This is a genomic window from Streptomyces sp. PU-14G (genome assembly GCF_041028275.1).
Classification (GTDB): domain Bacteria; phylum Actinomycetota; class Actinomycetes; order Streptomycetales; family Streptomycetaceae; genus Streptomyces.
The window spans coordinates 1-12,106 of record NZ_JASKYT010000209.1 but is presented as its reverse complement, the minus strand read 5'-3'; the positions used below and the strand labels follow the sequence as shown (position 1 = coordinate 12,106).

General features: G+C 74.1%; 8 protein-coding genes. 3 read left to right on the top strand and 5 right to left on the bottom strand.

Annotation, left to right across the window (positions count from 1 at the left end):
* Positions 1-23 precede the first annotated feature (23 nt).
* From AB8Z75_RS22425 to AB8Z75_RS22410, 4 genes are all read right to left on the bottom strand, one after another.
* Positions 24-1,736, bottom strand: coding sequence for a DUF885 domain-containing protein (locus tag AB8Z75_RS22425; protein WP_369204760.1), 1,713 nt, complete (start codon positions 1,734-1,736; stop codon positions 24-26).
* A 234-nt stretch (positions 1,737-1,970) separates the two neighbouring features.
* Positions 1,971-3,287 carry a GNAT family N-acetyltransferase gene (locus AB8Z75_RS22420; protein ID WP_369204758.1) on the bottom strand — a complete coding sequence of 439 codons (1,317 nt, stop codon included), beginning with the start codon at positions 3,285-3,287 and terminating at the stop codon, positions 1,971-1,973.
* 93 nt (positions 3,288-3,380) lie between these two features.
* Positions 3,381-3,914, bottom strand: coding sequence for a DUF1990 family protein (locus AB8Z75_RS22415; protein ID WP_369204756.1), 534 nt, complete (start codon positions 3,912-3,914; stop codon positions 3,381-3,383).
* A 47-nt stretch (positions 3,915-3,961) separates the two neighbouring features.
* A complete protein-coding gene (locus tag AB8Z75_RS22410; RefSeq protein ID WP_369204754.1) occupies positions 3,962-5,545 on the bottom strand; it encodes an alkaline phosphatase in 1,584 nt (527 codons plus the stop codon).
* A 293-nt stretch (positions 5,546-5,838) separates the two neighbouring features.
* On the opposite strand from AB8Z75_RS22410, the gene AB8Z75_RS22405 reads away from it, so the two are divergent.
* Together AB8Z75_RS22405 and AB8Z75_RS22400 are read left to right on the top strand one after the other, a co-directional pair.
* The gene (locus tag AB8Z75_RS22405; RefSeq protein ID WP_369204752.1) at positions 5,839-8,898 is read left to right on the top strand and encodes a hypothetical protein; all 3,060 of its coding nucleotides are present in this window, start codon (positions 5,839-5,841) and stop codon (positions 8,896-8,898) included.
* Between the two features lie 287 nt (positions 8,899-9,185).
* Positions 9,186-10,037 (top strand): YceI family protein, encoded by an 852-nt coding sequence (locus AB8Z75_RS22400; RefSeq protein ID WP_369204750.1) that lies wholly within the window; start codon positions 9,186-9,188, stop codon positions 10,035-10,037.
* A gap of 112 nt (positions 10,038-10,149) precedes the next feature.
* Here AB8Z75_RS22400 and AB8Z75_RS22395 read toward each other — a convergent pair whose 3' ends face one another.
* Complete coding sequence (locus AB8Z75_RS22395; RefSeq protein ID WP_369204748.1) at positions 10,150-11,046, bottom strand: alpha/beta fold hydrolase; 897 nt, start codon at positions 11,044-11,046, stop codon at positions 10,150-10,152.
* Positions 11,047-11,166: 120 nt separating this feature from the next.
* Here AB8Z75_RS22395 and sigJ point away from each other — a divergent pair, with 120 nt between their 5' ends.
* Positions 11,167-12,105, top strand: coding sequence for an RNA polymerase sigma factor SigJ (gene sigJ, locus AB8Z75_RS22390; protein WP_369204746.1), 939 nt, complete (start codon positions 11,167-11,169; stop codon positions 12,103-12,105).
* The last annotated feature ends 1 nt before the right edge of the window (position 12,106 follow it).

The following is a 12,106-nucleotide window of genomic DNA, read 5'->3' as shown; positions in this document are numbered from 1 at the left end:
GGGTGGGGGCCCGGAGCCACCGCTCAGAGCGCGGACAGCTCCGCGACCAGGTCGTCGAGGCCCAGGGAGCCCAGCGAGAGGGCGGCCATGTGCCACGACTTGGCGTCGAAGGCGTCGCCGTGTGCCCGCTGGGCCGCGGCCCTGCCCTGGAGCCAGGCGCGTTCGCCCAGCTTGTAGCCGATGGCCTGGCCCGGCATGCCCAGGTAGCGGACCAGCTCGCTCTCCACGAACTCGGCGGGGCGACCGCTGTGCATGCCGAAGAACTCCTGCGCCAGCTCGGGGGTCCACCGCTCACCGGGGTGGAAGGGCGAGTCGGCCGGGATCTCCAGCTCCAGGTGCATGCCGATGTCGACGATCACTCGCGTCGCCCGCATCATCTGGGCGTCGAGATACCCCAGCCGCTGCTCGGCGTTGGTCAGGAACCCGAGCTCGTCCATCAGCCGCTCCGCGTACAGGGCCCAGCCCTCGGCGTTGGCGCTGACCATGCCGACGGTCGTCTGGTAGCGGGAGAGCTTGTCGGCGACGTACGTCCACTGGGCCAGCTGGAGGTGGTGTCCCGGTACGCCCTCGTGGTACCAGGTGGTGACCAGGTCGTACACCGGGAACCTGCTCTCGCCCATCGTGGGCAGCCAGGTGCGGCCCGGGCGGGAGAAGTCCAGCGAGGGCTGGGTGTAGTACGGGGCGGCGGCGCTCCCCGGCGGGGCGATGCGCGACTCCACCCGGCGCACCTTCTCGGACAGCTCGAAGTGGGTGCCGTCCAGCTCCGAGATGGCCTGGTCCATGAGCCCCTGCAGCCACTCGCGGACCGCCTCGACGCCCTCGACGGCCTCGCCGTGGGTGTCCAGGTGGCGCAGCGCCTCCCAGGGGGTCTCCGCGCCGGGCAGGATCTCCTCCGCCTCGGTGCGCATTTCGGCCAGCAGCCGGTGGAACTCCTGCCAGCCGTAGCGGTAGGCCTCCTCCAGGTCGAGGTCGGCGCCGTTCCAGTAGCGGGACCACAGCGCGTAGCGCTCCCGGCCGACCGTCTCCCCGGCGCCCGCGACGCCCGGCTGGTAGACGTCGCGCAGCCAGTCGCGCAGCTCGCGGATGGCGCGGGTCGCCTCGTCCGCCGCGCCGTCCAGTTCGGCCCGCAGGGCGTCGGGCCCCTCGCCCGCGAACTGGGCGAACCAGCCGCGGGCTTCGCCCCCTTCCGCTTCGCCGAGCCACTCCGTCAGCTGGCCCAGCACGGTGGAGACCTGGCGCGGCCCGGCGAGCAGGCCGCGGGACAGGCCCTCGGCCAGTGAGGCGCGGTAGCCGTCGAGCGCGACGGGCATCGCCCGCATCCGCGCGGCGACCTGCTGCCAGTCCGCCTCCGTCTCGGACGGCATCACGGTGAAGATGCCGCGCACCGAGTGCACCGGCGAGCTGAGGTTGCTGACCGCGCGCAGGCCCTCGCCCGCCTCGTGGACGGCCAGCTCGGCCGTCAGGCGCTCGCGCAGCAGCCGTGCGCAGCGCCGCTCCTCGTCACTGTCCCCGCCGGGGCGCGCCTCGGCCGCGGCCAGCTCGTCCAGCGTGGCGCGGCAGAGGGCGGCCAAGGCCTCCTGGCCCGCGGGGGAGAAGTCGGGCAGTTTTCCGTGGCTCTCCGGCACCCCGAGGTAGGTACCGGAGATCGGGTCGAGGTCGACGAGCGCGTCGACGTAGGTGTCGGCCACCTGGCGCGGCAGGGGGGCGGCGGGCGCTGAGGCGTTTGCATCGGACATGGGCCCATCCTCGTACGGGCGGGCCCACCGCGTCAGCTCCCCGGGTACGCGGCGGGCGAACGCACCGGGCAGAGCCCGGGCCGGACGCGCGGAGCAGGGCGCGGTGGACCGGACGTGCGGAGCAGGGCACGGTGGACCGGACGTGCGGGGCACGGGCCGGTGGATCGGACGGGCCGAGCAGAGCACGGTGGATCGGACGGGCCGAGCAGAGCAGCGATCGGCGTGGGAGGGTGCTCAGTGCGGTGCGACGGCGGCGGGCTCCAGCGCGGCGGTCACCACCACGGTCCCTTCCTCCACCTGGTAGTCGAGCGGCAGCCCCAGCCCGCGCATCGTGGCGACCATGCCGGTGTTGGAGGCCTGTGTGACGGCGTAGACACTGCGGCAGCCTCCGTCGTGTGCCATGTCCGTGAGCCGGCGCAGGAGTTCGGAGCCGATGCCCCGGCGCTGCCAGGCGTCCTCGACCAGCAGCGCGGCCTCCGTCTCGTCCCCGTCCCACAGCAGGTGGCCGAGCGCGACCAGTTCGCCCGCGGCCGACTCCACCGCGAGTGTCCGGCCGAACCGGGGCGAGAGCAGGTGGCGCAGGTAGCTGTCGGCGTCGCCCACGGGGCCGTGGTAGCGGCGCCCGAGGGTCTGGTGCGAGCACCGCGCGTGCATGGCCAGTGCCGCTTCCAGGTCCCCCTCGTCGGCGCGGCGGACGGTGACGGACCGGCCCGCAGGGAGGGCGAGCGCGTCGGTGTGCCGCGGGGTCCGTCGGCCCAGGCAGGCGTCGAGCTCCACCAGCGCGTGCGCCCGGGCGTACTCGGTGGGGGTGAAGGGCACGTGGGGGCGTTCCACGACGATCTCTCCTCCGGCAGGGTCGGGCAGGCGTAGTGACGTGCCCTCAAGTGTGCCCTCCGCGGGGGTGTCTCCGGGAGCCGAACGTATGCGGCAGCGGCCCAGCAAGGTGCGCAGTGCCAGGGGGAGTTCGGCGCTGTCGAGGGCGGTGCGGGTAGCCAGTCCGAGCACGCGTGCGGGGGTGTCCACCAGGTCGTGCGCGTCGGCCCGCTCGGTATGCACGTCGGTGCCGCCCGCCTCGGCCAGTGTCTCCGCCAGGGCCCGGGGCTGGAGGGACGCGGGGGTCCGCAGCAGGAACTCGTCCACCGTGCGGTCGCCCAACGGGTGGGTCTGGAGCGCGAGGATGTCCACGCCCCGGGTCGCCAGTGCTCCGCACACTCGCGCCAGGGAGCCGGGTTCCTCCCGCACGGTGGCCCGCACCCGCCACAGGGCCCCCGCCCCGCCCCGCCCCGCGCGGGCCACTGTCTGGGCGGGGCGTCCGCGCTCGGGGCCTCCGCGCTCGGGGTATCCGCGCTCGGGGTCTGCTCGCCCGGGGGCCTCCTCACTCCGGGCCCCCTCGTCGCGGACCTCGGGCGCCGTCGGGGCGCACCGCGTGCTGCGGGCCGCCCGCCACCCCGCGCGGGCGGCCCGCAGCACACGGTGCCAGGGGCGCGGAGGGGCGGTCTTGTCCCCGGTCTTCTTCGCGTCCCCGGTCTTCTTCGCGGCGGAGTCAGCCATGCGCTCACCCTTTCGGACGGGTGTTGCCTGGCCGCGAACGGTGCGTGACGAGTGCGTAAAAGGGCCTCTCGGCCGGTAAACGTCCCTTTTCCGTCATGTGCGCCGACCGGTGGGGGCCGCCTGCCTGGCCAGTCGCCGCAGGACCCGCCCGCAGTGGTGTGCGTAGAGCCGCTGGAGCACCGGCACCAGCGGCCCGCCCACGCGCGTCCACCACGTCGCCGGCCTGCTGTACGCGCGTACGGTCAGCCAGACCCGCCCGTCCGCCTCGTGCTCGACCCAGAACGCCTCCTCGCCACACTCCGGGTGTCCGGGAAGCGTGCCGTACGCCCACCCGGTGCGGCGCTCCTCCTCGACGGCCCACACCACCTGGCAGGGGCCGTTGACGCGCAGCGGCCCCACGCCCAGACCGACCGTGACGCGTACCCCGGGGGCCGCCCTGTCGGCGTCGGCCCGCACCCGTACCCCCATCGCCCGGTGCATCCGCCACTCCAGCAGGGCGCGCGAGGCCGCCGCGAAGACGGGCTCGCCCGCGCCCAGCAGAGTGCGCACGCGCAGGCCGTTGAAGCCGGGAGGGGTCACCCCCTGTGCGGTGAGGCCGACGGGGGAGTAGGTGAAGGAAACGCCCATCTGCCCAGTTTCCCGCATCCCTGGCGCCCCCCGGAGGGACCTGGCGCTTACTGCCCCACCCTTCCCGGCTGGAGCACCTTGGTGAACAGCACGGCGCCGCCCTCCTCGCGCAGCCGCACGGTCAGTTCGCCGGTGGAGCCGTCGATGTCGACCTGGCCGAAGTACTGCCCGCCCTCCGTCGGTGGGGTGTTCGCCCGTGTCGGTGCCTTGACGAACTTCTGGTCGGGGCCGAAGGTGCCGTCCAGTTCGAGCGCGGCGAAGCCGCCCGCGTTCATCGGCCCCGAGACGAACTCCCAGAACGGCGCGAAGTCCTTGAAGGCGGCCCTGTCCGGGTCGTACCGCTGGGCGCACGTGTAGTGCACGTCGGTGGTGAACCACACCGTGCCGGTGATCCGGCGGTGCTTGATGTGCCGCAGCAGCTCCGCGATCTGCAGCTCACGGCCCAGCGGGGCACCCGGGTCGCCCTGCGCGACGGCCTCGTAGTCCGTCTTGCCGTCCGGGACCACGAGCCCCAGCGGCATGTCCGAGGCGATCACCTTCCAGGTGGCGCGGGAGCGCGAGAGCTCGCGCTTGAGCCACTCCAACTGCCGCTCGCCGAGGATGCCCTGCGTGTCGTCCGGCTGCCGTCCCGGCGAGTTGGCGTTGCGGTAGGCGCGCATGTCGAGGACGAAGACGTCGAGGAGCGGCCCGTGCCGCACCACGCGGTGGACGCGCCCGTCGTCGTTCCCCGGCCGCAGGGTGCTGACGGGGAAGTACTCGCTGAAGGCCCGCAGGGACCGGGCGGCCAGCGTGGAGACGTCCTTGACCGTGTACCGGTCGTCGTCGAGGATCTCGCCCGGATACCAGTTGTTGAGCACCTCGTGGTCGTCCCACTGCACGATCCACGGCACCTGGGCGTTGAAGTCGCGCAGCTTGCGGTCCAGCAGGTTGTAGCGGAAGTTGGCGCGGAACTCCGCGAGGGTCTCGGCGACCTTCGACTTCTCCTCGGTGGTGACGTTCCGCCACACCCCGCCGTCGGGCAGTTCGACGCGCTCCTGGATGGGGGAGTCGGCGTAGATGGTGTCGCCGCTGTTGAGGAAGAAGTCCGGGTTCAGCCCTCGCATCTCGGCGAAGAGGGGGTAGCCGCCGCGGTCGGGGTTGATGCCCCACCCCTGTCCCGCCAGGTCGCCCGACCACAGGAACCGCACGTCACGCCTGCGGTGGGGTGCGGTGCGGAAGGTGCCGTACACCGGTTCGCTGGTGCGTCGCGGATCGTCCGGGTCGGCCAGGGTCACCCGATAGTGGATTTGTTCTCCCGCCGGGAGCCCGTGCAGGGCCGTACGGCCGGTGAAGTCCGTCTTCGGTCCGACGAGCGGCCCGTGCCACCGCCGCGGGTTGCGGAACGTCTCGGTCGCCGACGTCTCGACCAGCATGCGTGCCCGGCGGTCCGACCGCACCCACACCAGCCCGGAGAAGGCGGTCACGTCGCCTGCCTGGACGCCCCAGTCGGCTGACGGGCGCCCGCGCCGGGCCTGCGCGGGCGCCGCCGCGCCCAGCAGGGGCAGGGAGAGTGCGGCCCCCGCGGCTGCCGTGCCGCGCAGCAGCGCGCGGCGTCCGTGGGGTCTGCCGGTGGTCGGATCGGCTTGTGCCATGGACGGATCTCCTCGATGCGGTGAGATGTCTGAACGGTCGTTGCCGCCTCGTCGGTCCCTCGTGCCGGCCGGGTACGCCGGAGCAGCTGCCCGGGCGGCGGGTGCGGTGCCAGCTGTACCCCGCCCGGGTGCCGTGCACCCGACGTCCCAGTGAACACCCGCCGTCACACTCGACAGAAGGGGCCCGTCCGGAGTACGTACCGTCCGGCCGTTCCGATCGTCCTAGGATGCCGCTTCACGGACAACTGAGACCGCACGCCACACGCACGCCGTTCCCCGGCCCAGGAGGCCCGATGACCACCAGCCGAACGCCCGCACAACTGCGCGGGGAAACGCGGGCGCAGGGTCTGGCCCCGCACGGGCCCGAGCGCGTCGCACGGGCTGAGGAGTTGGTCGCGGCGGCCGAGGAGCTGCCTGCATCTCACCCGCGGGAGGGGCGTGCGGCGCTCGCGGAAGCGCTGCTGCATCTCGCCGCGAGCCGCGCGCTGGGCACCGTCGCGGGCGCGAGCGCCCCCCTGGTCGCCCGTGCGCTGGACCTTCAGGACGCACAACCGGACGCCTTCGGCGAGGACGCCGGGTTCGCCCTGCTGTGGTCGCTGCGCTGGGCCGTCGAAGACGTGCTCGGCGACCCCTCGGTCCCGGCGGCGGACGTCGAGGAGTGGCTGTCCGTGATGGCCCGCCGCCACGCGGGCGCGGGCCTGTCGCAGCGCGCCGTGCACGCCCGGGAGTTCATGGTGGCGCGGAACTTTGGTGACAGCCGCCGGGCCGCCCGCGCCTACGACGCCTGGCTGGAGGCCGACCGGGACGAGAGCGCCGACTGCGCCGGCTGCGAACTCGCCTGGCGCGGGCAGGCCCACGCCGCGCGCGCCCAGCGGGCCGACGCCGCACAGCCGGGATCGGGCGCGGCGGACGACGAGGCGGCGCTGCGGCTGTGGGAGCCGGTACTGCGCGGCGACTACCCGTGTACGAGCCGCCGGTCGGCGCTGCTGGCCGACTCGCTCCCGCCGCTGCTGCGGCTCGGCAGGATCGAGGAGGCACGCTCCCGGCACGTCGCCGGGTACCTGCTGGTACGGGACGCGCCCACCGCGGGCGGCGGCGTCCTCGCCTCGCACCTGGAGTTCTGCGCCCGCACCGGGAACGAGGCGCGCGGGCTGGAGATCCTCACCGAGCAGGATGCCGCGCACCGCCGACCGGACGTCGACCCGGCGGGACGCGGCGCCTGGAGGGCCTCCGTCGCGCTGCTGGCGCGGCGCTTGGTGGAGCTCGGCCACGGGGACCTGCCCGTGCCCGGCCCCGGGGGGAGCGCCCGGACGGCCGCCGCACTGGAACAGGAAGCCGCCTCGCTGGCCTTGGAGGCCGCCGCGCGGTTCGACGAGCGCGCCGCCTCAGGCCACCACCGTGCGGCTGTTCGCGCCCGGCTGGCGCTGCGGCCGTGCGTTTCCCGTCTCCCGCTCGGAGTGGGCCCCGGCACGCTGCCGCAGCCCGGGGCGCCGTCCGAGCCGGCCGCGGCCGACCCGCACGCGATGCTCGCGGAGGCGCGCAGGCTGAGCGCTCTGGGCCACCCCCGGGCGGCGACGGCGTGGGTCGCGGCCGACGACGCCGTCACCCGCGCCGGTGTGGACCTCGGCCAGGGCGAGCAGGCCGAGGTCCTCGACCACCTCGCCATGCTGCTCGCCCGCCGGGACCCGGCGGCGGGGGCGGCCCGCTTCGCCGAGGCGGCGCGCCTGTTCGCCGGTGCGGGCCTGCCCGGGGAAGCCCTCGCCTGCCGGGCCCGCGCCGTCTTCGCCGCCTCCTTCGCCCCGGAGGGAACGGCCGTGCCGCCGGAGCCCATCGGCGCGCTGTGCGCCGAGGCCCGGCGGCTGCACGCCGAGGGGCGCGTCGGCACCCGGCACGCCACCGCCGTCCTGCTGACGGGGGCCAGGATGCGGGCGCGTGAACTGGGCCCGTGGGCGGACGGCGACGAGGAGGACGGCACGCCCTTCGACGCCGCGCGGGGGGCGCCCGACGCTCTGGGTCCGGCCGCCGACGCGCTCGACGCCGAGCTGACCGACCTGATCGCCCTGGCGGAACCCGACCGTGAGGCGCCTGGGGTAGGCGCCCGTATCGCCGAGGCCACCGAGACCCGCGGCCGGCTGGCCGCGCAGCGCGGCGCGCCCGCCAGGGCGGCGGAACTGCTCAGGTCGGCGGCGGAACTCTTCCACGCGGCGGGGCGCCCTTGGGCCGCCACAGGGCCCGAACTCGCGCTCGCCCGCCTGCTGATGGAGACGGGGGACCACAAGCGCGCCGACGAGGTGCTGTGCGGCGCGCTGGAAGAGGACCGCGGCGGACACCACGCGGCCCGCACTCCGCACGACCGTGCCCGCCTCCACCTGCTGCACGCCGACGTGCACGCCGCGCAGGGCCTCCTCGCCGACGAGGCCGCCGCTCTGCGGCACGCCGTGCACGAGTGCGCAACGGCGCGGGAGGGCGACGTGCCCCGTGCCATGCTGCGTCTGGGCGGCTGCCTGCTCGCCCTCGAAGAGACCGACGAGGCCGCTGCCGTGCTGGTCGGGGCCCTGGACGGGCTGCTGGAGGCCGCCGACGAGACGGGCATCGTGCAGGCGTGCGTCTGGCTCGGGCACGCGAGCGGCAGGCCCGAACAGCTGCGGGAAGCCGCCAGGTTGCTGCACCGAGCGGCCCTGCGGCCGAATCCGTGGCAGGACCGGCACGGACGGGCCGTCGTCACCCACCTCGCCGCCGACACCCACCGGGCCGGGCACCGGTTCGCCGAGGCGGAGAAGCTGTACGCGGGGGCCGAGGAGCTGTGGCGCGCGTTGGGGGACCACCACGCGGTCATCCGCACGATCCACGCCCGCGCCTGGCTCGCGAGGGAGTCGGGCGCCGAGGTGGGGGAGTCGCTGCGCTGCATGGACGTGGCGCGGGAGGAGATCGAGGCGGTGCTGCGCCGCCCGGACGGGGAGCTCGCCGAGGAGCAGCGGCTCCGCCTGCGGCTGGAGGTCGGTCACACCTTCCGGCAGACCGCCGAGTTGCTCATCGAGCCGGTTCCGCTTCCGCTCTCCGGAGAGCAGGGGGAGGCGGCGCTGGCGTGCTACACGCAGGGCATCGCGTACGCCGACCGTGCCGTGGAGGCTTTCCGTGCCTGTGGCGAGGCGGGGCTGCACGAGGCGACCAGCGCGGAGCTGCGGGCGGCCGGACTCGAGGCCGACCTGGGCCGCTACGAGCAGGCCGTCACCCGGCTCACCCGGGTACGCGCCGCCTATCCGGAGGGCACGCCCGATCCGCACGGCACCGTCACGGAGCGCATGAGCGAGGCGGGCGCGCTGGAGGTACGCATCGAGAACGCGCTGAGCTGACGTCCGCGGCGCCCGGCCGATCGCGCGTCCGAGTGGTGCTCGGCGCGGTGCGCGGCCGGAGCGTGGCAGTGGTGGAAGTCGCTTTTTCCGTGGGTTGGGAGAAGTTTCAACGACCGGGTGCATGGCAGCCGCAGGCACATCCGTACGATCGTGCGCGGCTTCCCCGCGGAGCCCCACCCCCCACGACGAACAAGCGTCACGAGCACTGCCAAGAAAGAAGGACGATCAGTATGGGCCTCGGAACCCTTCTACGGAGAAGGCCGAAGCAGGCCGACCGAGGTGGGTGGATGGCCGGGCTTCCGGCCGACGCCGGGTTCGCCGTGCTGCAGATCACCGATCCGGTCGGTGAGCCGCTGCCGAATGCCGAGATCACTCTGACGTCCAGCGAGACGGGTCGCCGCATGGTCAGAACGACCAGCGACCCCTACGGCCTCGTCACGGCCGCACTGCCACACGGTACGTACGCTGTCATGGCCACGCTGGAAGGGTTGCAGCCGGCCCACCGCACTCTGGACGTCATCGCGGGCACCCGGCCCGCGCCGGAGAACATCCAGTTGCTGTCCGGTCAGACGCCCGAGCTGCCTCAGCCGGGAGTCTGGCTCATCGACCCGCCGCACACGGCGATCCGCTTCGTCGCGCGGCACGTCGGCATGGCCAACGTGCACGGCAGATTCACCCGCTTCGAAGGAGGGATACGCGTCGCCGAACAGATCGAGGACAGCTACCTGGAGATCAGCATCGAGGCGGCGAGCATCAGCACGGGCAACAGGTCCCGGGACGACCACCTGCGCTCAGCGGACTTCCTGGACGTCGAGCGCCACCCCTACCTGCACTTCGCGAGCAACCGGTTCATCCACCGCTCGGGCTCCAAGTGGACTGTTCAGGGCACGCTCACGCTGCACGGCGTCAGCCGCACCGTGAGCCTGGACACCTCCTACCTGGGCGCGGTCAACGGCGGATACGGCGAGGAGCTGCGGTGCGCCGCCCGCTCCACCGCCGAACTCCACCGCGAGGACTACACCTTGAACTGGCGGAACATGCTGGCTCGCGGTATCGCCATCGTCGGCCCCACGGTCAAGCTGGAGATGGACGTGCAGGCCATGTACCGCACGCACGACACCCCGACCCCACCGCAGTGATCCCGCGGTGATCCCGCGGTGATCCCGCGGTGACCGCCGCACCCCGTGACCCGGCGCTCGGCTACGGGCCCGGTCACGGGGCGCGGCGGCCGGTCCCGGGTGCGGCGGCCGGTCACGGCCCTTCGGAGAGGCCGGGGCCGACAGCTCGGGCCGTGTCCGTCACGACGCGGGCGACGGCCGCCGGGTCGTCGTTCATCGGCACGTGCCCGCAGCCGCGCAGCCGCACCAGACGGGCGCCGGGAATCGTGTGCTTGGCCCGTATGCCCTGGCGGCGCAGCAGCAGTCTGTCGCGGTCACCCCAGCCGATCGTCACCGGAATGTCCGCGATGTCCTCATCGAACCGCGAGCTGGGGCGCCGCCCTTCCGCGAGGACCGGTTCGAAGCCGCTCCCTTGCCGCAGCGCGCGGGTCTCCGCGACGACGGAGTCGGCCGAACGCCGGCCAGGACGGGCGTAGATGGTGCTGGTCAGCACGGTGCGTCCGGCGGCGGAGCGGGCCATGAGACCGAGCAGCGGGTCGGGCAGGGCCCGCGCCCCCGCCCGCATGCCGCGCAGCACCGAGAAGGCGTACAGCCGCTCCGGTGTGGTGTAGAAGCCGCCGGGGGAGAAGGCTGTCACCGACCGCGCGTGTCCGTGCAGGCCCATCTCCAGCGCCAGCAGGCCGCCCAGCGAGTTGCCGACCACGTGCGGGCGTTCGACACCCAGCGCCGCACACGTGTGGGCGAGCAGCGGCACGATGTCGTCGGTCCCGCAGGAGAGGCCGTCCGGCAGCCCGGGTGAGGAGCCGAACCCCGGCAGGTCGACGGCGATCACGTCGTAGCTTCCCGCGAGGACGCTGAGCACCGGTTCCCACGCCTGCCAGTGGTGTCCTATGCCGTGCAGCAGCAGCATCGGTTCGCCCTGTCCGCGCCGTTCGTAGGCGACCTCGAAGGCGGGGAGAGCGGGCGGGGAGACCTGGAGGCTGGAGGCGGAGACGCGGGCGGGTGTCTGAGGGGTGAAGACGGCGGGCATGGCCACTCCTGGTTCCTGCGGCACGGGGCACTGCGGCAGGTTGACACGATGTCAGCAAGGGGCCCGGCACGGAAGCCCCGCGCGTACCGGCGGCCACACCGCCGATGGCATGATGACCAGGTGACCGCTGACGCGACCGAGGTCTTCGAGGAACACCGTCCCGTGCTCGACGGCGTGGCCTACCGCATGCTCGGCCGCGTGGCCGACGCCGAGGACGTCGTGCAGGAGGCGTGGCTGCGCTGGTCGGCGGCCGACCGCGCACGGGTGCGCGAACCCCGCGGCTACCTCGTCCGCGTCACCACCCGGCTGGCCATCGACCGGCTGCGGCAGGTGCGCTCCAGGCGTGAGGCCTACGTCGGGACCTGGCTGCCCGAGCCCCTGGCCACCGGCCTCGCCCCGGCCGCGGGCGCCGACCACGGGGACGGCGCCGAACGCGCGATGCTGACCGAGTCGGTCTCACTGGCCCTGCTCGTCGTGCTGGAGTCGCTCTCTCCGCTGGAGCGCGCCGTGTTCGTGCTGCGGGAGGCGTTCGGCTTCCCGTTCGCCGAGATCGCCGGGACGCTGGAGCGCAGCGAGGCCGCCGTGCGCCAACTGGCGGGACGCGCCCGGCGGCATGTGGCGGAGCGCAAGCCGCGCTTCGACGTCGACCCCGGGCTCCGGCGCGACCTGACCGAACGCTTCCTCGAGGCCGCCGTCGACGGCGACCTCGACGGGCTGCTCCGCCTGCTGGCACCGGATGTGCGGCTGTTCTCCGACCCGGGCGAGGCGAAGGCGCCGCGCAGGATCATCGACGGTGCGGACAAGGTCGGCCGTTTCCTGGCCGCGGTCGGACCGCAGGCCGGGAATGCCGCCCTCCGCTTCCGCTGCGTGGAGCTCAACGGGGGGCCTGCCCTGCTGGCGACCCGCGAAGGACGCCCCGACTCGGTTTTCGCCCTCGACGTGGCCGGCGGGCTCGTCCAGGCCGTCTACGTCATACGGAATCCGGACAAGCTGGCCCATCTGCACGCCGCCGTCGGTGCCGGCGAGGAGGGGGCAGGGACGAGCGGGGCCGGGCGGTAGC

Excerpts from the sequence above, each read along its gene's own strand:
- AB8Z75_RS22425 (WP_369204760.1), bottom strand. The coding sequence starts at position 1,736 with ATGTCCGATGCAAACGCCTCAGCGCCCGCCGCCCCCCTGCCGCGCCAG.
- AB8Z75_RS22420 (WP_369204758.1), bottom strand. The coding sequence starts at position 3,287 with ATGGCTGACTCCGCCGCGAAGAAGACCGGGGACGCGAAGAAGACCGGG.
- AB8Z75_RS22415 (WP_369204756.1), bottom strand. The coding sequence starts at position 3,914 with ATGGGCGTTTCCTTCACCTACTCCCCCGTCGGCCTCACCGCACAGGGG.
- AB8Z75_RS22410 (WP_369204754.1), bottom strand. The coding sequence starts at position 5,545 with ATGGCACAAGCCGATCCGACCACCGGCAGACCCCACGGACGCCGCGCG.
- AB8Z75_RS22405 (WP_369204752.1), top strand. The coding sequence starts at position 5,839 with ATGACCACCAGCCGAACGCCCGCACAACTGCGCGGGGAAACGCGGGCG.
- AB8Z75_RS22400 (WP_369204750.1), top strand. The coding sequence starts at position 9,186 with ATGGCCGGGCTTCCGGCCGACGCCGGGTTCGCCGTGCTGCAGATCACC.
- AB8Z75_RS22395 (WP_369204748.1), bottom strand. The coding sequence starts at position 11,046 with ATGCCCGCCGTCTTCACCCCTCAGACACCCGCCCGCGTCTCCGCCTCC.